Consider the following 23,560-nt stretch of genomic DNA (forward strand, 5'->3'; position numbering starts at 1 on the left):
CTACAGGTCAGTAGACGCTTTCGGGGGGCCGATCGCCCACCCCCAATAGTCATCCCGGCCGGGAACGCTGCCCGCGGTGGACCTCAAGGCAGGCGGCCCGTCGGCCAACCGGGCCGCAATGTGCCGGTTGCCTTCGTCGGGGTCGGTGCGGGCAACCTGCTCGACCGCGGCGGCGGCACCGGGCGGCCAGGTGCGCTTCGGCCACTCCAAGAGCACGGCCAGCGCCATGGACCGGTCGCGAGTCAGCGGGCTGAGCAGGCTGGCCAGCACCAGGTCGCCGCCGACGCCGGGGTGAGCTTGCAGCGCCTGCACGGTCCAGGCCAGCGCCCGGTGCGCCTGCCAATGCGGGCCATGCGACTTCTCGTCGGCCGGGCCGGTGGCGATCTGGTCAATCGGCAGCAGGGTTCTGGCCAGTTCTGTCAACTGCCCGGCTCGCCCGGTGGGTAGCCGATCTCGGGATCGCCGGCGACAGCGGCGTAGAGGGCGCGGAGGTTCGCCTCCGACGGATGCCGGCACGCCAGCGACAGCAACCCGGCGACCTGACGAGGCCGGTCGGCGTCGCTCGCTTCACCACGGAGGCGAAACGAACTGTCCCGCGCGCCAGGTGCCCACCCGCGCGTCGTCGACGTGCCGGCGGAGGTGGTCGAGGATCGCCACGCCGGGCAGCTCGAACATGAAAACAGTCTCCCACAACGGTTCCCGGGATTGTCGAATGCGCAGTCGAATTTCGACGAAGCTGTGCACGTTCACAGATATCTGGCGAACTGCTCTTGAAACGAGCGCATACATGCTGTTCCATCAAAGCGAATCGCCCCCCGGAAAGGCTGTGCACGTTCACAGTGCTGGCCGCGCGGCAAAACCACAGCCAGGGAAGGAATTCGGCCATGACCGACACCACCGGTGGCCTCTCCCGCCGCAGCCTGCTGATCGGTGCGGCCGTCGGCGCCGGGACGCTCGCGCTGGGCACCGGACTGGCGCCTTCGGCCTCGGCGGCGACGTTCGTCAAGGGCGCGGACATCAGCTGGATGCCGCAGATGGAAGCCAACGGCTACTACTGGCTCAACAAGAACGGGCAGCGGCAGGACCTGTTCACCATCCTCAAGAGCTACGGGATCACCGCGATCAGCTTGCGCACCTGGGTGAATCCCTCCAGCAGCCCGGCCAACGGGCATTGCAGCATCCAGGAGACCGTCGCGATGGCGCAGCGTTGCCGGGATGCGGGCATGCAGGTGCTGCTCGGCTTCCACTTCGGCGACACCTGGAACTCCGTCGGCGTGCAGAAGCCACCCAAGGCCTGGGCGAACCTGAGCTACCCGCAACTGCGCGACGCCCTGCGCAGGTACGTCGAGGACTCGTTGAAGCTGCTCAAGGCCGGCGGTGTGACGCCAGGCTGGGTGAAGATCGGCAACGAGCAGAACAGCGGGATCTGCTCCCCCGTCGGCAGTGTCAGCAAACCGGCCCAGATGACCGGCCTGCTCAACGGCGCCTACGAAGTGTCCAAACAGGTCTTCCCGGCCACGCCGGTCATGGTGCACCTGGCCCAGCCGCAGAAGATGGACAGCATCCAGCGGTTCTTCAACGCCTACCGCGGCAACGGCGGCAGGTGGGACATCACCGCGCTGTCCTCCTACGCCCAGGCAGGCAACGTCTCGCCGATCCTGGGCAGCATGCGGACGATCCAGTCCACCTACGGCAAACCGGTCATGCACGTGGAGTACGGCGGGCCGGTCGGCAAGGCGAACCAGGTCCGCGACTCGCTGCGGCAGTTCATCAGCGGCAGCAAGGGTTTCGGCGGACTGGGCACCTTCTTCTGGGAACCGGCGGGCTACTCGCCGTTCACCGGCTACGACATGACCGCCTGGACCAGCAACCGCCGGCCCACCGCCGCCATGGATGGCTTCCTCAACGTCTGACAGGAGAACCCGTGTCCCTCAAGCGTTTCGCGCTCCTCACCGCCGCGGTGAACGTGGCCGTGCTCGCTCCCCTTCCCGCCACGGCCGCGTCGATGGCGTTGCCACCACAGTGCTCGGGCACCGCGCCGATCAAGTGCAGTTTCAACCTCGCTCCAGGCAACTACGACGTCACCGTGGAGCTCGGCAGCGCCACCAAGGCGGCCAACACCTCGATGTCGGTGGAGGCGCGCAGGCAGGTCCTCAACGCCGTCTCCACCACCGCCGGTCAGCTCGTGCGCACCACGGCCACGGTCAACGTGCGCAACCCCGAGGGCCAGCCCACCGGACAGGGCGGCAACGGCACCGCTGGCCTGCAGATCACCTTCAGCGGCAGCGCTCCCGCGATCGGCGCGCTCACCGTCACCCCGGCCAGGGCCCCGCTGGCGGTCTACCTCGCCGGCGACTCGACCACCTGCGACCAGTCCACCGCGCCCTACGCCGGCTGGGGCCAGTTCCTGCCTGCGCGGGTCCGCGAAGGCGCCGTGATCGCCAACTACGGCGACTCCGGGGAGAGCTCCGGCAGCTTCCTGTCCAACCGCGCGCTGTTCCCGGCGATGAAGCCGCTGATCAAGAGCAAGGACCTGGTGCTCATCCAGTTCGGGCACAACGACAAGCAGACCACCGCGAACGCCTTCCGCGACAACCTCACCCGGTTGGTCAACGGTGTGCGTGAGCGCGGCGGGGTGCCGGTGCTGGTGACGCCTCCGGTGCGCAGGCAGTTCAGCGGCAGCAAGCTCACCGGGACCGCGGTGCACATCAACGGCAAGGGCGTGGACCTGCCCGCGGTGATGCGGGCACTCGGCCGCAGCGCGAACGTTCCGGTGATCGACCTGACCGCCAAGAGCAAGGCGCTGGTGGAGTCGTTGGGTCCGTCGGCCTCCCAGGCGCTGTTCCTCACCAGGGAAACCGGCGACAACACCCACTTCTCCGCACACGGCGGCGCCGAGATGGCCGGCCTCGTCGTGCAGGGCGTCCGTGAGCTGAACCTGCCGCTGACCGGCTACCTGCGCTGAACCAGGAACTCGACTTCTCGCCGCACCTGTTGGAGGTCAACCATGCTCTCAGACCGGCGGTTCGCCGCACCGCTCGCCGCCGCCGCCGTCGTCGCGTTGACCTTGGCCGGCAACGGTCTTGTCGTCTCCGCGGCGTCGGCGGAGACCACCGCGGTGGGCAGGCAGCTGGAAGACCTCAACCGCGGTCTGGTCAGCGTGCGCTCCGGAACCGGCAACCTGGTGTCCTGGCGGCTGTTCGGCACCGAGCCGGCCTCGACCGGGTTCAACGTCTACCGCGGCACCACGAAGCTGACCGCCTCGCCGATCACCAGCTCCACGAACTTCCTGGACGCCGGGGCGCCCGCGGACGCCTCGTACACCGTCCGCGCGGTGGTGGGCGGGGTGGAACAGGCGCCGTCCGAGCCGTCGCTGCGCTTCACCGGGGGCAACCACCTGGACGTGCCGATCTCCCGGCCAGGCAACAACTACACCGCCGGTGACGCGAGTGTCGGCGACGCGGACGGCGACGGCCAGCACGAGATCTTCCTCAAGTGGGATCCCAGCGACCAGAAGGACAACGCGCAGTCCGGCCGCACCAGCAACGTCTACCTCGACGCGTACCGGCTCAACGGAGCACGGCTGTGGCGGATCAACCTCGGCCGCAACATCCGCGCCGGCGCGCACTACACCCAGTTCCAGGTCTACGACTACGACGGCGACGGCCGGGCCGAGCTGGCGGTCAAGACCGGCGACGGCACGGTCTCCGGCACCGGGGAGGTGATCGGCAACGCCAGCGCCGACCACCGCAACTCCGACGGCTACATCATCACCGGGCCCGAGTACCTGACCGTGTTCAACGGGCTCACCGGCGCCGTCCGGTCCACGGTGAACTTCGAGCCCGCCCGCGGCAACATCTGCGACTGGGGCGACTGCAAGGGCAACCGCGGCGACCGGTTCCTGGCCGGCACCGCCTACCTCGACGGGCAGCGGCCCAGCATCATCATGGGCCGCGGCTACTACGCGAAGAGCACGATCGCGGCCTGGGACTTCCGCGACGGCAAGCTCACCCGGCGCTGGAAGTTCGACTCCGGCAGCGCGGGCAGGCAGTGGACCGGCCGAGGCACGCACTCCCTGTCCATCGCCGACGTCGACCGCAACGGCACCGACGAGGTCATCTACGGCGGCATGACCATCAACGCCGACGGCACCGGCCGGTACACCACCGACTTCTACGCCCACGGCGACGCGCTGCACGTGAGCGACTTCGTGCCCGGCCGGCCCGGCCAGGAGATCTGGCAGATCCACGAGCAGAGCTCCGGCGCCGCCGCCACCCTGCGGGACGCCGCCACCGGCGCCGTCATCATGCGCAAGAACAACACCTGCAACTGCGAGGGCCCGGCGCGCGGCGTGGCGGGCGATGTCTACGCGGGCAGCCCCGGCGCCGAGTTCTGGGGCAAGGGCACCGGCCTGACCAGCGCGTTCAACTCCGCCGGCGGCAGCGTCGGACGAGCACCCGCCAGCGCGAACTTCCTTGCCTGGTGGGACGCCGACCCGGTGCGGGAGCTCCTGGACGGCAACCACGTGGACAAGTACGGCACCCGCGGTGACACCCGCCTGCTCACCGGTTCCGGCGCGCACTCGGTCAACGGCACCAAGTCCACCCCCTCGCTCTCCGGCGACCTGTTCGGCGACTGGCGCGAGGAGGTCATCCTCCCCCGCGACGACAACGCCGCACTGCGCATCTACGCCACACCGGTCCCGACCGACCGGCGGATCCACACCCTGCTGCACGACGCCCAGTACCGGGTGGCCCTCGCCTGGCAGAACACCGCCTACAACCAGCCGCCCCACCCGAGCTTCTTCCTCGGCGACGGCATGAGCACACCGCCGCGGCCGAACATCCACCTCCGCTGACCCCCGCCGCCACCCGCTCCACACCTCCGCCCCCTGCGAGGAGTCACCGTGTCAATGCAACGACGTGCTTTCCTGAGGCTCAGCACCGCCGCGGCCGCGACCGTGGGCAGTGCCGCCCTGCTCGGCACCGGCCTGGCCGGCGCCGCCCCCCTCTCGCCGCTGGGGACCGCGCCCACCACGCCGTTCGCCGTGGGTGTGCGCCAGTACAGCTGGACGCGCGGCAGCCGCCGGATCAACACCTACGTCTACTACCCCGCCGCCGGCGCCGCGGGCGGCAACCCGGTGACCAACGCCCCGGTCGCCAACGGTGTCTTCCCCGTCTACAACTTCACCCACGGCTTCGGCAGCAGCCCGCAGAACTCCCTGTTCATCATCCGGGCGCTGGCCTCGGCGGGCTTCGTGGTCCCCGCCCCGCACTTCAACCACAACTTCACCGACGTCAACAACGGCAACACCTCCAAGGACGTCTCGCAGGTCCTCACCAACACCCTCGCCCTCAACGCCAGCGGTCCGCTGGCCGGGCACATCAACACCAGCGTCGGCGTCGGCGTCTCGGGCCACTCCCTGGGCGGCATGGTCACCCACGGCCTGCTGACCCGCTGGCCCGACAGCCGGATCATCTCCGCCACCCCGCAGTCCTGTGTGGACATGGGCAACCCGTCGAGCTCGGTCACCGCCAAGGTCCTGTTCGTCCACGGCGACCGGGACTCCACCACCTCGTACTCCTCGGCCCGGCAGGCCTACACCGAGATGCAGTGGCCCAAGGCCTTCCTCACCTTCCTCGGCGGCAGCCACACCAGCTTCTGGAGCGACCAGCGCTTCCCCAGGACCGCCGTCGACTGGGCCCGCTGGACCATGTACGGCGACACCGCCGCACGGGACCGCCTCCCCGCTGACGCGGCCGGCCCCAGGACCAAGTGGGAAGCCCGGCTGGGCTGACACCTCCGCTGTGCTGGGCGACCCGCGCCGGTCGCCCAGCACAGCGGCAAGGCCTTCGCGACCAGACTGGACGGGTTCGATGACACAGTCTTTCCACGGCAGCACCACACCGCGCCGCCGCCGCAACGCATTCGTCCTCGCCTGCGCGCTGATTCTCAACGGCGTCGCTGGACCGTCGGCGGACGCGGCGCAGGCGCCGAAGTACGCCGGCTACCTGTTCTCCTACTTCACCGGCGAGAACTCCGCCAGCGGTGAGCAGGTCTACTTCGCACTCAGCCAGGGCAACGACCCGACGCGATGGCGGCAGCTCAACGGCGGACGGCCGGTGCTGACCTCCGGCGTCGGCACCCGCGGCGTGCGCGACCCGTTCATCATCCGCTCACCGCGGGGCGACAAGTTCTACCAGATCGCCACCGACCTGCGGATGTACGGCAACGGCAACTGGGACCAGGTCCAGCGGACCGGCAGCAAGTCCATCGTGGTCTGGGAGTCGGCCGACCTGGTGAACTGGAGTGCCCCCCGCCTGGCGCGGGTCTCACCGGACACCGCGGGGAACACGTGGGCGCCGGAGGCCTACTACGACGAAGGTCTCGGTCAGTTCGTCGTGTTCTGGGCGTCAAAGCTGTACTCCGCCAACGATCCGAACCACACCGCCAAGACCTACAACCGGATGATGTACGCCACGACGTCGGACTTCCGCACCTTCAGCGCGCCACAGGTCTGGGTCGACAAGGGCTACTCGACGATCGACTCCACGCTCACCAAGCACAACGGCGTCTACTACCGCTTCACCAAGGACGAGCGGAGCTCCGCGCAGTCCGCCTGCGGCAAGTTCGTCCTCGCGGAGAAGTCGGCGACGATCCTCAACCGCGGCTACTCCTTCGTCGCCGAGTGCCTCGGGAACAACGCGATCCGTCAGGGCGAGGGGCCGCTGGTCTTCAAGTCCAACACCGAAGAGCGCTGGTACATGTTCATCGACGAGTACGGCGGCCGGGGCTACGTCCCGTTCACCACCACCGACCTGAACACCCGCCGGTGGACGCCCGTCGCCGGCTACACCATGCCCGGCCGCCCGCGCCACGGCACCGTCCTGCCACTCACCCAGGCCGAGTACGACCGCCTGCTGCACCGCTGAACCCACCGGTTCGAAGGAGAGCACATGACCCGCTGGCTGGCGGTCATCCTCGCGTTGTGCACCGTCCTGGCACTGACACCGGCCGCCTCGGCCGCGCCCGGCAGGCCGTTCACCAACCCGGTCAAGCCGGTCAAGGGCGCCGATCCGTGGATCGCCTTCCACGAGGGCAGCTACTACCTGATCTCCACGACCTTCACCAACACCCTGACGATGCGCAAGTCGCCGACGCTCGCGGGGTTGCCGACCGCGCCGAGCGTGCAGGTGTGGCAGGACACCACCGCATCGCGCGGGACGAACTTCTGGGCACCGGAGATCCACTTCCTGAACAACCGGTGGTATCTGTACTACTCCGCCGCGCGGGTTGGCGCGGCGTGCTGCGACACGCAGCGGACGCACGTGCTGGAAAGCGCGGGCACCGACCCGCTCGGGCCGTACACATACAAGAACATGCTGACCGGCGCGAGCCTGACGCCGGGCGGGTGGCTGATCGACGCCAGCCCGATGCGGCTCAACGGCTCGCTCTACCTGATGGGCAGCGGCTTCATCAACGGCAGCCCGCAGAGCCTGGTGATCGCACCGATGAGCAACCCGTACACGCTCAGCGGCGACTTCAGCGTCATCTCGCAGCCGACGTACCCCTGGGAGCGGTCCGGGAAGCCGGTCAACGAAGGTCCGGTCGCCCTGCAGCGCGACGGTCGCACGCACGTCGTCTTCTCGGCGAGCGCCTGTGGCACTCCCGACTACCAGCTCGGTCTGCTGACCTACACCAGCGGTGACCCGCGCGCCGCGTCCTCGTGGGCCAAGGCGGCGAACCCGATCTTCCAGCGCAACGACGCGAACCGGGTCTACGGCCCTGGGCACAACGGCTTCTTCACCTCGCCGGACGGCACCGAGAGCTGGATCGTCTACCACGCCAACAACTCCGCCGATGGCGGCTGTGGCAACGCCCGCACCACCAGGGCGCAGAAGTTCACCTGGAACGCCGACGGCACGCCGAACCTCGGCACGCCGGTCAGGACGGGCGCGACGCTCAACGGACCGGCCGGTGAGACCGCCGCGACCCCCACCGCGTACCGGATCGTCAACCGCAACAGCGGCAAGTGCCTCAACGTCAAGGACTCCTCGACCGCCGACGGCGGCGACGTGGTCCAGCACTTCTGCGACGGCGGCCTGAACCAGCGGTGGCGCATCGAGGACCTGGGCAACGACACGAGCCGCGTGGTCAACGTCCGCAGCGGCAAGGCGCTGGACGTCAACGCCTGCGGCACCGGCGACGGCGCCAACATCCAGCAGTGGGCGTGGCGGAACAACACCTGCCAGCAGTGGCGCCTGATCGTCAGCGCCCAGGACGGCTGGGTGCGGCTGCACAACGTCAACAGCGGCAAGGTCGCCGACGTGGCGAACTGCGGCACCGGCGACGGCGCCGACGTCCGCCAGTGGAGCTGGCTGGACAACAACTGCCAGCAGTGGCAGTTGGTGCCGGCCTGACACCTGGGGTGGCTCACCGGACTGACCCTGGCCTGCGGGTTGCGCGCCGCCGGAGTGCCGGCGCGGGTGCTGGACGCCGCCGCCAGCCCGGCCACGACCTCGCGCGCGCTGGGCCTGCAACCACGCGGGGTGGAGGTGCTCGACCGGCTCGGCGCGCTCGCCGACCTCCCCGCGCGGGCGCTCCCCGTGCTCAACGTCGACATCGCGGTCTCCGGCCGGACGCTCGCCCAGCTCCGGGTCGGCCGACAGACCCGGTTGGGCGGGCAGCCCGGCCTGTTGATGTCCCAGGCCACGATCAAGCAGGTGTTGCGCGCGCGGCTCGGTCAACTCGGCGGCGGCGTCGCGGTGCGCGTGGGCGCCGGGGTGGTCCGGGCTGGGTGGCGGGCCGCGCCGTCGCCCCGGCGGCGCGGCCGGCCCACGGTCCGGTCAGCGGCCCGGTCGCCGGGACCTCGCGCGCACCGCCATGTCGTCGATGTCCTTCGACGCCTTGGCCAGCAGGTCGAGCATGGCCAGTTCGGCGCGCGGCGCGTCCCCCTCGCGCACGGCCTCGAGCACGGCGCGGTGGCTGGGCACCGGGTCGTCGGCGCCGGCGTGGGCGTGCACCAGACGGTCGCGGGCGCGCAGGCCGGGTTCCAGCAGCAGGTCCATGCGCGCGAACAGCTCGTTGCCGGTGGCGGTGAGCAGGGCGCGGTGGAAGGCCGCGTCGGCTTCCGCGGCTGCCGCGGCGTCGTCACCGGTGGAGGCCATGGCCTCCAGCGCGGCGTCGAGGGCCGCCAGGTCCGCCTCGGTGCGCCGCAGGGCCGCGCGGCGGGCGACCGCGGGCTCGATGACCGACCGCAGGTCCGCCAGGTCGTGCAGGACCCGCTCGGCGTCGCCGCCGTCGATGCGCCAGTCGATCACGTCGGCGTCGAGCAGGTTCCACGCCGAGCGGGGGCGCACGAACGTGCCGCGCTTCTGCCGGGCGTCCACCAGACCCTTGCCGGTCAACACCTTCAGCGCCTCCCGCAGCGCCGTGAGGCTGACGTCCAGCTCCTCCCGCAGCGCCGGCAGGCTCAGCACGTCGCCGGGCGCGTACTGCCCGCCCACGATCCGTGAGCCGATGTCCTGCACCACTTGGTAGTGCACGCCGCGGCCGGTGTAGCGCGCCATGTTGCCTCCCACGGTGATGGCAACCAGCCTAGCTGACACCATTAATTACGAATAATTCTTGACAGCGGAGTGGCCACTGCCCACGATGAACCGGCCGCTGACCACAGGAGTTCAGGAGCGCCCATGCTCTCGCTGCACGCTCATGATCCCGTCCCACCGCTGATGCGACACCTGCCGATGGGCACCGCCCCCGGCGACGCCAGGCCGGTCCAGGTGGACAGCCGAGCGCTGAGCCGCGATGGCCGCCCTTGGCTGCCCGTGATGGGCGAGTTCCACTTCAGCCGCTTCCCCGAACCGCTGTGGCGGCGCGAGCTGCTGTTGATGAGGGCAGGCGGGATCGGCCTGGTCGCCACCTACCTGTTCTGGAACCACCACGAGGAGTCCCGCGGGCACTACCGCTTCGACGGCAACCGCGACATCCGGCGGTTCGTCGAGCTGTGCGCCGAGCTCGGCCTCGCCGTGTCGGTGCGCATCGGCCCGTGGGCGCACGGCGAGTGCCGCAACGGCGGCTTCCCGGACTGGCTGTCCACTGTGGACTGCACACCGCGCACCGACGACCCCGCCTACCTCGCGCTGGTGCGGCCCTACTACGCGGCGATCGCCGAGCAGCTGGCCGGGCTGTGCTGGGGTGACGGCGGCCCGGTCCTCGTGGCGCAGGTGGACAACGAGCTGTACGACCAGCCCGGCCACCTGGCCACGCTGCGCGCGATCGCCGAGGAGGCGGGCATCGGCGCGCCCCTGTGGACGGCGACCGGCTGGGGCGCCGCGCAGCTCCCGCCCGACGTGGTGCTCCCCCTCTACGGCGGCTACCCCGAGGCGTTCTGGGTGGAGGCCACCGACGGGTGGGCGCGCGAGATGCGCAGGCACTACTTCCCCACCCCGATCCGGGACGACCACGCCATCGGCGCCGACCTGCGCACCACCGCACCGGAGGGCAGCGGCCCGGACGACAGCCGCTATCCCTACGCGACCTGCGAACTGGGCGGCGGCATGGCCATCGCCTACCACCGCCGACCGCTCATCCCGGCCGCCGACGTCTCGGCCCTGGCGCTGGCCAAGCTCGCGAGCGGGTCGGCGTGGCAGGGCTACTACCTCTACCACGGCTGTTCCCAGCGGCTGGACCTCGCGACCACCAACCAGGAGTCGCACGCCACCGGCTACCCCAACGACCTGCCGGTGGTGAACTACGACTTCCAGGCGCCGCTGGGCGAGTACGGGCAGGTGCGGCCGTCGTTCGCGGCGCTGCGACTTCAGCACCTGTTCCTGCGCGACTGCGGCGCCGACCTCGCCCCCGCCGAGCTGCACCTGCCCGCCGCGCAGCCGTCGAGCCTGGACGACCGGCGCACCCCGCGCTGGTCGGTGCGGTGGAGCGGCGGCCCGGCGTTCCTGTTCGTCAACAACCACCAGCCGCACGAGCAGCTGCCCGACCACCACGACGTGCGCTTCGAGATCACGCTCGGCGGCGAGACCGTGCGGCTGCCCGCCGACGGCGTGACGATCCCGTCCGGGGCCCACTTCGCCTGGCCGATCGGTCACCGCGTCGGCCGGGTCGAGCTGGCCTGGGCCAGCGCGATGCCAGTGGCCCGGTTCACCTGGGACGGCGTGCCCACGGCCGTGTTCGTCGCCACCGCGGGCATCACCCCGCAGTTCGCCCTGCCCGAGGGGACGCGGGTGACCGGCGCCCCGGTCGACGACCGGGGCGTGGTCACGGTCGCCCGGCCCGGACCGGGCGCCGTGGTCACCGCCACCACGCCCGAAGGCGCGGTGGCGCGGTTGCTGGTGCTGGACGAGGAGAACGGCCTGCGGTTGCAACGCGTTGCGCTGGCCGGGGTGGACACGCTGGTGCTCTGCGACGAACCCCTGGTGGTCGACGGGGACGCGGCCTGGGTGGAGACGACCGCGGAGCGCCTCGACGTGTCCTTCCTGCCCGCGCCCGAGCAGGTCACCGGGGCGACGCACGGCGCGTTCACCCAGATCCGCCGCACCGTGCCGGGGACCTCGCACGAACCGGTGTGCACACCGGTGCGCGCCGGGGCGCAGCCACCGCCTGCCAGGGTGGGCGGCGGCCAGCACCGGGCCTCGGCGCCGCTGGACGCGGACTTCGAGCACGCCGCCGTCTTCCACCTCGACGTGCCGGCCGCGGCGCTGCACGGCGAGGACGAGGTCCTGCTGGTGCTCGGCTACACCGGGGACGTGGCCCGCGCGTACGTCGGCGGACGGCTCGTGGCCGACCACTTCTGGCACGGCCCCGAGTGGGAGATCGGCCTGCGCCGCTTCGCCGGCCAGGTGGTGGCGCACGGCGTCGAGATCAGGGTCCTGCCCCGCCCGTCGGACAGCGCCGTGTACGTGGACCACTCGGTGCGCGCCCAGCACAAAGCCGCGCTGGACACCGCCCGCCTCGACTCGGTCCGGCTGGTGCGCCGCGCGCGGGTCGAGCTGTGGTGAGCGCGCCGGGGAACCCGTTCACCAGGCGGGTGCTGCTGCGCGGCACGCTGGGCGCCGCGGCCGTGGGCGCGCTGGGCGGGTGCGGGTCCCGCTCGAGGACGCCGATCCCCTCCGGTGGCGTGGACCTGCGGATCTGGACGCACGACCCCGGCTACGTGACCACGTTCACCCAGGCCGCCGCCGACCCCAGCATCACCGGCGGTTCGGCGTTCACCTTCCGGCCCCGCACGACCTCCGTCGCACCGGGCGACCTCGTCACCCGCGTGATCACCCAGGCCGTGGCCGACGGGAACACCCCGGACCTGGCGGGCCTGGTCATCGACCAGTTCCCCAGGGTCATGGGCTCGGCGATCGCGGAGAACCTGTTCGTCGACCTGACCGACACGGTCGCGCCCTTCGGCGACGACCTGCTCAAGCTCGCCCCGTACGCGGTGGAGGGCAGGCCCTACGGCCTGGACTCCGACAACTCGATCACCGTCCTGTACTACCGGCAGGACGTCTTCGCCGAGCACGGCGTCCCCGAGGACGTCTCGACGTGGGAGGAGCTGGCCGTCCACGGCGAGCGGCTGGCCCGGGACAAGCAGGTGAGCCTGGGCATGGTGTCCGTCGGCGACAACCTCGCGATCGTCAACGGCTTCACCCAGATGCTGCTGCAACGCGGCGGCCGGGTGTTCGACGAGTCCGGCGCGCTCGTGCTCGACTCGCCCGAGGCGGTCGAAGTGCTGGAGTTCCTGGCCCGCGGCGTGCGGACCGGGTTCCTGCTCGCGCTGCCCGATCCGTACGGCAGTGCCTGCGCCGCCGCCCTGAAGTCCGGGCGGCTCGCCGCGACCGCCATGCCGAACTGGTACAACGCCTATGGCCTGCAAGCCAACGTGCCCGACCAGAAGGGCCGGTGGCGCATGCGCACGCTGCCCAGGTTCGCCGGCGGCGGGCACCTGGCCACCACGCTCGGCGGCACCGCGTTCACCGTGGTCAAGGACAAGCCCGCCACCCAGGCGGCGCTGGAGTTCCTGCGCCGGGTCTACCTGACGCGCGAGGGCCAGGTGCTGCGCTACCGCGCGGGCGGCTACCTGCCGACGCTGCGGCCCCTGTACCGGGACCCCGAGCTGCTGGCGGTGCAGGACGAGTACCTCGGTGGCCAGCGCGTGTTCGACGTCTACTCGGTGGCGGCCGAGGACCTGCCGCTGTTCCACCAGGCCGCGGGCATGCAGGTGCTCACCGCGGTGCTGGGCGGCCCGATGCTGGACGCGCTGCGGGGCCGCACGTCCGCCCGCGCCGCGATCCAGACGGGTATCGCGGCCTACCGGCAGCAGGTGAAGCGATGAGCACCCCGCAGGCCGCGCGCGGCACGTGGTGGTCGCGCCACCAGCGCGAAGCGGCGCCGTATGCCTTCGTCTCGCCGTTCTTCGTCCTGTTCGGACTGTTCATGGCCGTGCCGATCCTCATCGGCCTGTACCTGAGCTGCACCGAGTGGGCCGGGCTGGGCACGCCGAAGTGGGTCGGCCTGCGCAACTACACCGACCTGCTGACCGACGCCAGCTTCTGGACCTCCACCGGCAACACCGCGCTGTACGTGGTGTTCACGCTGCTGGTCGTGGTGCCCGCGGCACTGCTGATCGCCCAGGCCCTCAACACCCGCGGCCTGCGCGGCCGGGATGTGTTCCGGCTGACCTTCTTCATGCCGGTGGTCATCTCCCCCATCGTGATCACCCTGGTGTTCGGTCTGTTCTTCGACACCGAGTTCGGCATCGTCAACGGCGCGCTCAAGGCGGTGTTCGGCTTCGGCGGCATCGACTGGACCGGCGATCCGATGTGGGCCAAGGTCACCGTGGTCATCCTGGTGCTGTGGCGCTGGACCGGCTACCTCACCGTGTTCTTCCTGGCCGGGCTGCAGAACGTGCCGCGCGAGCTGCACGAGGCCGCCGCCATCGACGGCGCCGGACCCCTCCGCCGGTTCACCAGCGTCACCCTGCCCGCGCTCAAGCCGGTGACCGCGTTCGTCGCGGTGACGGTGCTGGTGAGCACCGCTCAGATCTTCGACGAACCGTTCCTGCTCACCCAGGGCGGGCCGGGCGAGTCGACGCTGTCGGTGGCGATGTTCGTCTACCGCGCCGGGTTCCAGCGCCAGCAGCTCGGCTACGCCGCCGCGGCGGGCGTGGTGCTGTTCATCGTCGTGGTGGCCCTGGGCCTGCTGGCCAACCGCCTGCTCGGAGTGGGGAGGGAGAGCCGATGAGCGACCCGATCGCACGCCGCCGGCCCGGCGTCCTGCTCTACGCGTTCCTGCTCACCCTGCTGATGGTCTTCGCCCTGCCGCTGCTGTGGGCGCTGTCGGCCTCGTTCAAGAGCCGCGCCGACATCTTCTCCTACCCACCGGCCCTGCTGCCGGACCCGGCCGTGCTGGACAACTACCGGGGCCTGCTGGCGGCGCAGCCGTTCTGGAGCTGGTTCACCACCAGCACGGTTGTCGCCGTGCTCGCCACCGCGGTCTCGGTGCTGCTGTGCTCGCTGGCCGGGTTCGCCTTCGCCAAGTACCGCTTCCGCGGCCGCAACGCGTTGTTCACCATCATGTTCAGCTCGCTGGCCGTGCCGTTCGCGGTGATCGTGGTGCCGTTGTTCATCATGGTCGCCAAGGCGCGGCTCACCGAGCCGTACTTCGCCCTCGTCATTCCCTGGGTGGCCCCGGCATTCGGGATCTTCATGATGCGCCAGTACACCGAACAGGCCGTGCCCGACGAGCTCCTCGACGCCGCCCGCATCGACGGCTGCACCGAGTTCGGCCTGTTCCGCCGCGTGGTGCTGCCGCTGCTGCGGCCCGCACTAGGCGCGCTGGGCGTGTGGTCGTTCCTCAACAGCTACAACAGCCTGTTGTGGCCGCTGATCGTGATCAGCGAACCGGAGGACTACACGCTGCCGATCGGCATCCAGGCGCTCTTCGGCGCCACCGGACGGCAGTACGACCTGGTGCTCGCCGGGTCCGTGCTGGCCGCCGTGCCGAGCCTGCTGGTGTTCTTCCTGCTGCGCAAGCAGTTGCTGGAAGGGCTGACCGCCGGGGCGGTGAAGGGATGACCCCGGACCGGCTGACCATCACGCTGTGGGACTTCACCTGGTACACCCGCACCGGGCCGGGCGAGCCGTTCGAGGACCTGGACACCGCGTTCGCCGAGGCGGTGCGGCGCGGCTACAACACCGTGCGGATCTGCGCGATGCCACTGCTGTTGTTCGGCACCGGCGTGGACAGCTCCGCACTCCGCCTCGGTCCGCTGGGCGGCGGCTACGGCAGCCGCGTGCGCTGGTACGACGTGGGCGCGCCCACCACCATCGACGCCCGCGCCCACCTGCTGGCGCTGTTCCGGGCGGCGCGGCGGCACGGCTGCCACATCATCCTCTCCAGCTGGGAGTACCAGCAGAGCCCGTCGTTCGCGCTGGAGCGGGCCTGGTTCGACGCGGTCAGGTCGATCGCCGCGGAGGACCGCGCCGTGGCGCTGGCCGACGCCCTGGCGGACCTGGTCGACTTCCTGGCCGGGCACGGCCTGGCCGACCGGGTGGTGTTCACCGAACTGCACAACGAGGTCCAGGCCGGGCACCTCGCCGACGGGCTCGACGGCGACATCGTGGTGGCGTTGCGCCCCCGGCTGGAGCGCGGGATCGCCCGGTTCAAGCAACGCCACCCCCACCGTCCCGTCACCGTCAACTACGCGGGTGTTCCCGTGGGGTCGATGCGCGGTATCCCGCGCACGGTCGACGTGGCGGTGTTCCACCCCTACGTCTACGGCGTGCTGGCGGAACTGCTCGAGGAGTTCGCCCTGCGCGACCCCGCCCGGCCCTTCCCCCAGGGACGCGCCCACGGTGAACTGCTGCGCCCCGGCGCGCCGGACCTGGACGACTGGCTGCCACCGGAGGAGAGCCGGTGGCGGCTGGCGGCCACCATCGTCGGCAGGCGTGAGCTCTACGTGCACGACTGGTGCGACCCCGCCAAGTGGGACGCCTGGCTCTACGAACGCTACGCCACCCACCGCACCGCCATGCGGGAGCAGCTCACGACCTGGATCGCCGCCGCCGCCGACTGGGCCGCCGGAACCGGCGTGCCGCTGGTCTTCGGCGAGGGCTGGATCGGCTACACCCCGCTGCACGGCGCCTTCGAGGAAGGCCCGGTCGGCGCCGCGTTCTGCCGCACCGCCGCGGCCGAGGCGGCCAAGGCCGGCGCGTGGGGTTCGGTCGTGTGCTCCAACGCCGCGCCGCACCACCCCATGTGGCAGGACGTCGACCTCCAGCGCGAGTGCAACGCCCTGCTCTCCGGCTGACCCGGCGAAGGACGCCGGACCTCCCGCACTCGTGGAGTAACTTCCGAACTTCGGCTACAGTGACACCTGGTGTGCCGGGAAGTCTGGTCGGCGTTGCCCTGACCCTTGTCCCGGAAGGACATCACGCACACCATGACCATTCTCAGCCGTGTGCTCGGCCTGCGTCCCATCCACCCCCACCCCGTGGTCATCCAGCGGGCGTTGGAGATTCCCATGGCCGACGGCGTAGTGCTGCTGGCCGACCGCTACTACCCACGCGATCGTCCCTACGCGCCACTGGTGCTCATCCGCAGCCCCTACGGCCGGGGCAGCGCCAACGACCTGGCCGCCGGTCTCATCGTCGAACGCGGATACCAGGTGCTGCTGCAGAGCCTGCGCGGCACCGGCGGCTCCGGCGGGAACTTCGACGGCTTCACCATGCACCAGCCGGACGGTCCGTCCACTGTGGACTGGCTGCGCCGGCAGTCCTGGTTTCCCGGGATGTTCGCCACCTGGGGCGCCAGCTACCTCGGCTACGCCCAGTGGGAGCTCGCGGCCACACCGGTCCCGGAGTGGAAGGCCGCGATCATCCAGGACGCGCCATCGGAGTTCTACCACGGCTTCATGTATCCCGGCGGAGCCTTCGCCCTGGGCAACGCGCTGGCCTGGGTGCAGCAGACCGAGACCATGTTCGACTCCGGCGGCTCGCTGTGGCGTCAGCTCGCCGGGCAGCTGACCGGCGGCCGCGTCCTGGCCCGTGCGGTGGACGCGCTGCCGGTGCGCGAGGCCGATCACGCGATCGCCGGACGCCGGGTCCGGCACTTCCAGCAGTGGATCACCCACGAGAACTTCGACAAGTACTGGGCAGGCATGGACCACCGGGCCAACGTGGCGAACATGCCGCCGCTGGTGCACCTGGCCGGCGGCTGGCACGACTTCTTCCTGCCCGGCATGCTCGCCGACCACGCCGCACTGCGGGCCACTGGCCGCCGGGTCCGGTTGCTCATCGGCCCCTGGGGACACGGCAAGGGCTCACTGACCCGGCACTACCTGCGCGAGGCACTGTCCACTTTGGACACTGCGTTCACCGGAGCCGACCACCTGCCGCCGGCTCCGGTCGGGCTGCACCTCGGCGGCGCGAACCGGTGGGTCACCCACGCCGACTGGCCGCCACCACACCAGCCCACCGCCTGGTACCTGCACCCGCACGGCGGTCTGCGCACCGAACCCGCGCCGGAGTCCGATCCCTCGACCTACCACTACGACCCGGCCGACCCGACGCCGAGCCTGGGCGGCACGATCGTCGGGCTGCGCCCCGGCCCCAAGGACAACCGGCCGCTGGAGGCCCGCGCGGACGTGCTGACCTTCACCAGCCCTCCGCTCACCGAGGACCTCACCGTCACCGGGCCGGTCACCGCGACCCTGCACGTGCGCTCCAGCAACGCCTGCACCGACTTCTCGGTGCGGCTGTGCGACGTCCACCCCCGCGGCCGCTCGACCAACCTCTGCGACGGCCTGCTGCGCCTGCGCCCCGGCGATCCGGCAGCCGACGAGCAGGGGGTGCGGACCGTCCACATCAGACTGTGGTCGGCCGGGCACGTCTTCCGGCGGGGCCACCGCATCCGGGTCCAGGTCGCCAGCGGCGCCCACCCCCGGCACATCCGCAACCCCGGCACCGGCGAACCGCTGGCCGAGACGACCACGCTGCGCCCGGCCGAGCAGGAGGTCCTGCACGATCCCGGCCACCCGTCCGCGGTGGTGCTGCCGGTGGTCGGCGGCCTCGGCGCCCAGCGCTGAGCTTCGCCCCGGGCCGGGCGCTACCTGTCGTTCTCGTGCACGTCAGGAATGCCGTCGGAGTCGGAGTCAACCTCCTCGGCCGCACAGATCCGGCGGTGCTCCCGGTTGCGCGCCATGAGGACCGCCGTGGCCAGCAACGCCGCCAGGATCGACCCGGCGAGGATGGCCACCTTGGTGCTCTCCGCGTGCGTGGTGCCGTCGAAGGCCAGCTCGCCGATCAGCAGCGAGACGGTGAACCCGATCCCGCCCAGCAGGGCCAAGCCGATCACGTCCACCCAGGACAGGTCGTCGTCGAGCTCGGCGCGGGTGAACCGGGAGACCAGGAAGGTCGCCAGGGTGATGCCGACGACCTTGCCCAGCACCAGCCCGCCCATGATGCCCAGGGCGACCCGGTCGGACAGCGAGACGAGCAGGCCGTCCAGGCCGCCGAGGGTGACCCCGGCGGCGAAGAAGGCGAACACCGGCACCACCACCGCGGCCGAGATCGGCCGGAACCGGCGCTCGAAGTGCTCGGCCAGCCCAGGCCCCTCGCCGTAGCGGCGGATGACCGGCACGGTGAAGGCCAGCAGCACCCCGGCCACGGTGGCGTGCACCCCGGAGGCGTGCACCAGCGCCCAGGTCACCGCGGCCAGCGGCAGCAACAACCACCACGAGCGCACCCGGCGCTGCACCAGGAAACCGAACAGGGCCAACGGGATCAGCGCCAGCAGCAGCGGGAGCACGGACAGCTCCCCGGTGTAGAAGACGGCGATGATCACGATGGCGATCAGGTCGTCCACCACCGCCAGGGTGAGCAGGAACGTGCGCAGCGCGGAGGGCAGGTTGTGCCCGATCACCGCCAGCACGGCCAGGGCGAAGGCGATGTCGGTCGCGGTCGGGACCGCCCAGCCGCGCAGGGCCGAGGCGTCACCCAGATTGGTCAGGGTGAAGATCAGGGCCGGGGTGAGCACGCCGCCGACCGCGGCCGCGGCCGGGACCGCGGCCCGCCGTGGGTCCCGCAGGTCCCCGGCGACGAACTCGCGCTTGAGCTCCAGCCCGGCCACGAAGAAGAAGATCGCCAGCAGGCCGTCGGCGGCCCAGGCGTGCAGGGGCAGGTCAAGGTGCAGCGCGGCCGGCCCGAGCTCGATCTCGCGCAGGGCGGCATAGGACTCCGCCCACGGCGAGTTCGCCCAGACCAGGGCGAGTACCGCGCCGACGAGCAACAGCGCCCCGCCCACGGTTTCCTTGCGGAGGATCTCCCGGACCCGTTCGACCTCTGGCCAGGACGCTCGGCTGAACACGCGGACATGGCGGCTGCTGCCGTCGGACATGGAGCTCCCCGGCGTGGACGTGGTGGCTCGACTGGCTGGAGTCCATGATCACCCGTCGGACGCCGTCGCGCAGGGCGGCCGGAGCCGATCCCGACCTGTCAGAGGGGGACCTTCCTCGCCAGGTACACCGTGTTGGCCGACTCGCGGTCCTGGAACGGGTTCGGGAAGTTGACGATCTTGGCTGCCACGTCCACGAAGCTCTGGCCGAGCACGGCGGTGAACTCCTCGTCCGGCGGATCGTTCGACCACAGCGCGAACACCCCGCCGGGGTGCAGTCGTTCAGCGAGACGCCGCAGGCCATCGGGCTGGTAGAAGTCGGCGTTGCCGGCGTGCAGCAGATGCCGTGGCGAGTGGTCGATGTCGACGACGATGGCATGCCACCGCCGTCCGGGCACGCCCAGGTCGAACCCGGCCGGGGACCGCGACATCGCGAAGAAGTCGCCGTGCACCAGTTCGCACCGCGAATCGGCCGTGATCTCCGCTCCGGCCGGGATCAGCCCTCGCTGATGCCACCCGATCACCTCGGGCAGCGCGTCGACGACGAACAGGGACCGCACGTTCGGGTGCTCCAGCACCGCCTTCGCGGTGCAGCCCAGCCCGAGTCCGCCCACCAGCACGTCAAGCGGCTGCTCCGGCAGCTCCGCCAGGGCCAGGTGCGCCAGCTCCACCTCGGCGACGGTGAACAAGCTCGACATCAGGAACTCGTCGTTGAGCTTGATCTCGTAGACCTCCCGGTCCACGGCGGGATCCCACCGGCGGCGCAGCATGAGCACACCCAACGAGGTCTCACACCAGTCCAGCACCTGAAAACGCGAGCTCAACTGTCTCCTTCGGAACGCGGGGGGGCTGAGGCTACCCGGTGCCCACGACCGGCCGCCGCAGCCCCGCCATCGTTCCTAGCCGACCACCGCGACCGCGTCCACGACCAGGGTGCCGCTGCGCACCTTGATCTGCACGTTGTGTTCGCCGGCGGGAAGCCCGCGAAGGGTGAAGGCCTGGTAGAACTCGCGCGATGCCGTCGTGCGGGCCGCGCTGTCCACCACGCGTCCGTCCACGGTCACCTCCAGCACCGCCGAACCGTTGTTGGGCCCGTTGATGTCCAGCCCGGTTCCCCTGAAGGTGTAGCTCAGCGTCGCGCCGGGTCCCTGGTTCGTGGACAGCGTCCGCTGGTAGTTGTACATGCTCTTGCCGCTCTCGTGGGCCCACGGTCCGCCGTAGACGAGCTTGGTGGTGGGCACCGCTGCCAGGTCGTGCATCTCCAGGTTGTCCAGCAGCTCGGCGTAGTACGGTGCGAAGCCGTCGACGGTGCGCACCCGGAGGTTGTCGAACCTGGTGTGGTAGTAGCCGCTGCCGATCTCGACGCGGCCGGAGAGCTTGGCCGCCGGATCGGTGTGCCGGGCCAGTGTCACCCCGTCGAGTGAAGCTGTCACCTCACTGCCCGCGGCCTTGAGGGCGAGCCGGTGCCAGGCGTTGTGGGCCGCGTTGAACCCCGGGATGCGCACCCCGCCCGCGCCGCTGACCACGTTGCCGCTGGCGGTCACGGTGTTGTTGACGATCAGCTGCCAGCCACCGTCGAAGGTGAACTTCAGCTTGTAGGGCGCGCCGGCATCGCCTTGCTGCTGCCGGACCCCGAGGACGGCGTAGTTGGCGCCGTTCTGCAGACCGTTGTTCTCGAACGAGACGTCCACGGCGGCCTCGTAGTTCAGCCACCGGCCATCGCCGATCCGGGTGACCGGGTCGCCGCCGTTCCACGCCCCGCCGAGCCCGTTGATCGCCCGGTCGAGCTGCTGGCGGAGGACGTAGTTGGTGGACCCGTCCGGACGATGGGCCTCAAAAGCGCCGTTGCGATCGCTGGCGTACAACGGGATCGCGCTCTTTGATCCGCCGCGGGAGGCGATGAAGTCCTCGCTGCCCACGATCGCGCCGCCGGCCCCGATCACCGGAACGCGCTTGCCGGTGTAGTCGAAGTCGTCCGCGTACAGGGTGTTGTCCCGGGTGTGGTGACCCGAACCGGAGGCGTTCGTGTCCAGCACAGTGCGCGCGCCCTCCACCGGCAGCGGCGCCCGGTACGCCGGGTTCGTGTGCCGCGCCAACGTCGTCACGGTGACCACCGAGTACGGCTTGACCTTGACGGTGTACTCGCCGTCGGCGCCTGCGGTGACGTTGCCGAGGTACTTCAGGTAGCCGGCGTTGAACGCCTGTCCCCGTTCGGCCGCACGGGTTTCCCAGGTTTCCAGTGCGGGCGCACCGGTATAGGCCATGTTCGCGGTGCTGATGCGGTAGGTCTGCGGGTACTCGCTGTCGTTCATGAAGACCGTGGAGAAGTTCCGCTTGTCCGGCGCGGCCATCGTCAGGTAGCTGGGGGTGCCGTTGCGCCCGTTGACCGGGTTCGTGCCCGCGGCCCCGGTGCGGCTGGCCTGCGGCACGGCTCGCCAGATCCCCTCGGTGTTGCCCGGGTTCTCCCAGCCGGTCTTGGCGAACCAGCTGAAGTGCCGCAGGATGTGGATGCCCGCGTCGTAGTGGATCCAGCCCGACCACGGGTCCCGTGCGCTGACCAGTTCCTTGAAACCGTACTGCTCGCCTTCGTAGAAGGAGCCGACGGCCGGCTGGTAGATGAAGTTCGTGCGGTTGGAGTTGGTGAAGCCCTTGATGATCGTGTTGCCCATCTCCAGCGCGCTGTACGTGCCGCCGATGCCGGTCCCCGGCACGGTCGGGTCCTTGGTGTTGTTGTTGGGGCGGAAGGCCGAGTTGCCGAAGGTGGCCTGCGCCTCGCTGTTCCAGACCTCCTTGTCGAACACCTGCGCCAACCGCTTGAAGTTGCCCGCGCTGTCGTCGTCGGGGTTGTAGTGGTATCCGGCGACCGCGACGGCCTCGCGCAGGCTGGCGTCGCTCACCATCGCCCCGCCGAAGCTGCCCAGCCCGGCCTCGTCCGAGATCACCACCTGGATGCGGTTGTACAGTGCCCGCTCGGTGGCGCTGGCGAAGCCGGTGGTGTCCGTCCTGACCAGACTGGCGTACCGCTTGCTCCAGGCCAGGTCCGCCGTGTGCTCGTTGAGGCCCGGGTTGACGTAGTCGATCATGAACCCGTAGGTGCGGTATGCCTCGAGAATCGACTTCTTGTACCAGGTGTAGATCTTGTCGTTGTTGTTCGCCCACGCGGGGGCGTTCCAGCGCAGCATGCTCACCTTGAGGCCGGGGTTGACCTTCTTGGCGTCGGCCGCGAGCTGGAATCCCTGATGCCGCTTGACGTTCGGCGCGTCATTCTCCAACCGCATGGTGGCCGGATCCGGGCCGGTGGAGTTGTTCCGGTCGTTGCCCATCTCGACCTTCACGTTCGTCAGCACCGGGCTCGGGCCGCCGAACAAGGTCTGGAGCAGTTCGGCGTACTTGGCCGGGTGCTGGGACTTGTAGTCCATCAGCAGCTCGCTGGTGCCGTTCGCACTGAGCAGGCCGAAGCCCTTGAAGGTGAGGCCGTTGACGTTGCCTGCCTTGATGTCGCGCCCGTCGAGCACGATCCGGTGGTCGGTCTCGGACACCGTCCACTGCTGGGCGGAGCCGCTGCTGGCGCCGTACTGCTTGAGGTCCGCGCCGTCCTCGGTCCGCCCGGCGCCGTCCAGGTACAGCCCGGTCGCCCGGTTCCGGAACTTGACGTGGTCACCGGCGGCTTCCTTGGTCCACTGCTGGCTGTCGTCGGCCGAGCCGCTGCGCTGACCGCAGACGGACCCGTCGGCGGTGCGGCCCATGCCGTCCAGGTACAGCCCGGTGGCCCGGTTCTTGATCCGGACGTGGGTTCCGGCCGGTTCGATCGTCCACAGCTGGTTGTCGCTGCCGGACCTCGTGTACTGGCCCGCGTTGGCGCCCTCGGTCGTGCGACCGGCGCCGTCGATGAGCTTGCCGGTGGCGCGGTTGCTCATGGTGACCGGCGCCGGGGCGTCCTCGGCCAGGCTCGCCGGCGGGTTGACCAGCGCCCCGAACAGCACGGAGGCCAGGAACAGCGCGGACAGCGACACCGCGCACAGAACCTTGCGGGCGCGAGCCAGAACGGGTGGGCGATGCACAGCAGGTCTCCTGTCGGGCAGCGGACGGACCTAATGTTAGGAAAGCGCTTACTTCCCACTGGCGCAAGGGTTTTGGCCACGGCCTTCTCGGTTCGGCCCGT

17 protein-coding genes and 1 pseudogene are annotated in these 23,560 nt (G+C 70.6%); 13 read left to right on the top strand and 5 right to left on the bottom strand.

What is annotated here, in order from left to right; genetic code table 11:
- On the bottom strand, nucleotides 1-423 hold the full coding sequence (locus M8C13_RS00185) for a hypothetical protein (RefSeq protein WP_252478329.1): 423 nt from the start codon (nucleotides 421-423) through the stop codon (nucleotides 1-3).
- Between the two features lie 461 nt (nucleotides 424-884).
- Here M8C13_RS00185 and M8C13_RS00190 point away from each other — a divergent pair, with 461 nt between their 5' ends.
- From M8C13_RS00190 to M8C13_RS00220, 7 genes and pseudogenes are all read left to right on the top strand, one after another.
- Nucleotides 885-1,913: a glycosyl hydrolase 53 family protein gene (locus M8C13_RS00190; RefSeq protein ID WP_252478330.1), complete on the top strand. Its 1,029-nt coding sequence runs from the start codon at nucleotides 885-887 to the stop codon at nucleotides 1,911-1,913.
- Between the two features lie 11 nt (nucleotides 1,914-1,924).
- Nucleotides 1,925-2,965 carry a rhamnogalacturonan acetylesterase gene (locus M8C13_RS00195; RefSeq protein WP_252478331.1) on the top strand — a complete coding sequence of 347 codons (1,041 nt, stop codon included), beginning with the start codon at nucleotides 1,925-1,927 and terminating at the stop codon, nucleotides 2,963-2,965.
- Nucleotides 2,966-3,007: 42 nt separating this feature from the next.
- Nucleotides 3,008-4,858: a rhamnogalacturonan lyase gene (locus M8C13_RS00200; protein WP_252478332.1), complete on the top strand. Its 1,851-nt coding sequence runs from the start codon at nucleotides 3,008-3,010 to the stop codon at nucleotides 4,856-4,858.
- 54 nt (nucleotides 4,859-4,912) lie between these two features.
- Complete coding sequence (locus tag M8C13_RS00205; protein WP_252478333.1) at nucleotides 4,913-5,797, top strand: alpha/beta hydrolase; 885 nt, start codon at nucleotides 4,913-4,915, stop codon at nucleotides 5,795-5,797.
- Nucleotides 5,798-5,876: 79 nt separating this feature from the next.
- Entirely contained in the window at nucleotides 5,877-6,932 is a 1,056-nt protein-coding gene (locus M8C13_RS00210) for a glycoside hydrolase family 43 protein (protein ID WP_252478334.1), read from the top strand.
- 24 nt (nucleotides 6,933-6,956) lie between these two features.
- Nucleotides 6,957-8,420: a family 43 glycosylhydrolase gene (locus tag M8C13_RS00215; protein ID WP_252478335.1), complete on the top strand. Its 1,464-nt coding sequence runs from the start codon at nucleotides 6,957-6,959 to the stop codon at nucleotides 8,418-8,420.
- Nucleotides 8,421-8,486: 66 nt separating this feature from the next.
- Nucleotides 8,487-8,702, top strand: a pseudogene (locus M8C13_RS00220) (FAD-binding monooxygenase); the annotation flags it as partial.
- Nucleotides 8,703-8,846: 144 nt separating this feature from the next.
- Here the strand turns inward: M8C13_RS00220 and M8C13_RS00225 are convergent.
- Nucleotides 8,847-9,569 (bottom strand): FadR/GntR family transcriptional regulator, encoded by a 723-nt coding sequence (locus tag M8C13_RS00225; protein WP_252478336.1) that lies wholly within the window; start codon nucleotides 9,567-9,569, stop codon nucleotides 8,847-8,849.
- A gap of 123 nt (nucleotides 9,570-9,692) precedes the next feature.
- On the opposite strand from M8C13_RS00225, the gene M8C13_RS00230 reads away from it, so the two are divergent.
- The 6 genes from M8C13_RS00230 to M8C13_RS00255 all read left to right on the top strand — a co-directional run bounded on the left by M8C13_RS00230 (nucleotide 9,693) and on the right by M8C13_RS00255 (nucleotide 18,091).
- Entirely contained in the window at nucleotides 9,693-12,014 is a 2,322-nt protein-coding gene (locus tag M8C13_RS00230; RefSeq protein ID WP_252478337.1) for a beta-galactosidase, read from the top strand.
- Nucleotides 12,011-13,339 carry an ABC transporter substrate-binding protein gene (locus M8C13_RS00235; protein ID WP_252478338.1) on the top strand — a complete coding sequence of 443 codons (1,329 nt, stop codon included), beginning with the start codon at nucleotides 12,011-12,013 and terminating at the stop codon, nucleotides 13,337-13,339. Before M8C13_RS00230 ends, M8C13_RS00235 begins: the two co-directional genes overlap by 4 nt.
- Nucleotides 13,336-14,247 (top strand): carbohydrate ABC transporter permease, encoded by a 912-nt coding sequence (locus M8C13_RS00240; protein WP_252478339.1) that lies wholly within the window; start codon nucleotides 13,336-13,338, stop codon nucleotides 14,245-14,247. Before M8C13_RS00235 ends, M8C13_RS00240 begins: the two co-directional genes overlap by 4 nt.
- Nucleotides 14,244-15,080 carry a carbohydrate ABC transporter permease gene (locus M8C13_RS00245; protein WP_252478340.1) on the top strand — a complete coding sequence of 279 codons (837 nt, stop codon included), beginning with the start codon at nucleotides 14,244-14,246 and terminating at the stop codon, nucleotides 15,078-15,080. Before M8C13_RS00240 ends, M8C13_RS00245 begins: the two co-directional genes overlap by 4 nt.
- Nucleotides 15,077-16,315: a cellulase-like family protein gene (locus M8C13_RS00250; protein ID WP_252478341.1), complete on the top strand. Its 1,239-nt coding sequence runs from the start codon at nucleotides 15,077-15,079 to the stop codon at nucleotides 16,313-16,315. Before M8C13_RS00245 ends, M8C13_RS00250 begins: the two co-directional genes overlap by 4 nt.
- A 132-nt stretch (nucleotides 16,316-16,447) precedes the next feature.
- Nucleotides 16,448-18,091, top strand: a complete 1,644-nt coding sequence (locus M8C13_RS00255) for a CocE/NonD family hydrolase (RefSeq protein WP_252478342.1) — start codon at nucleotides 16,448-16,450, stop codon at nucleotides 18,089-18,091.
- 20 nt (nucleotides 18,092-18,111) lie between these two features.
- Here M8C13_RS00255 and nhaA read toward each other — a convergent pair whose 3' ends face one another.
- From nhaA to M8C13_RS00270, 3 genes are all read right to left on the bottom strand, one after another.
- A complete protein-coding gene (nhaA, locus tag M8C13_RS00260) occupies nucleotides 18,112-19,401 on the bottom strand; it encodes a Na+/H+ antiporter NhaA (protein WP_252478343.1) in 1,290 nt (429 codons plus the stop codon).
- Between the two features lie 98 nt (nucleotides 19,402-19,499).
- Nucleotides 19,500-20,222, bottom strand: coding sequence for a spermidine synthase (locus tag M8C13_RS00265; protein ID WP_252478344.1), 723 nt, complete (start codon nucleotides 20,220-20,222; stop codon nucleotides 19,500-19,502).
- 75 nt (nucleotides 20,223-20,297) lie between these two features.
- Nucleotides 20,298-23,459: an RICIN domain-containing protein gene (locus tag M8C13_RS00270; protein WP_252478345.1), complete on the bottom strand. Its 3,162-nt coding sequence runs from the start codon at nucleotides 23,457-23,459 to the stop codon at nucleotides 20,298-20,300.
- Nucleotides 23,460-23,560: the final 101 nt, after the last annotated feature.

This window comes from Crossiella sp. SN42, assembly GCF_023897065.1.
Classification (GTDB): domain Bacteria; phylum Actinomycetota; class Actinomycetes; order Mycobacteriales; family Pseudonocardiaceae; genus Crossiella.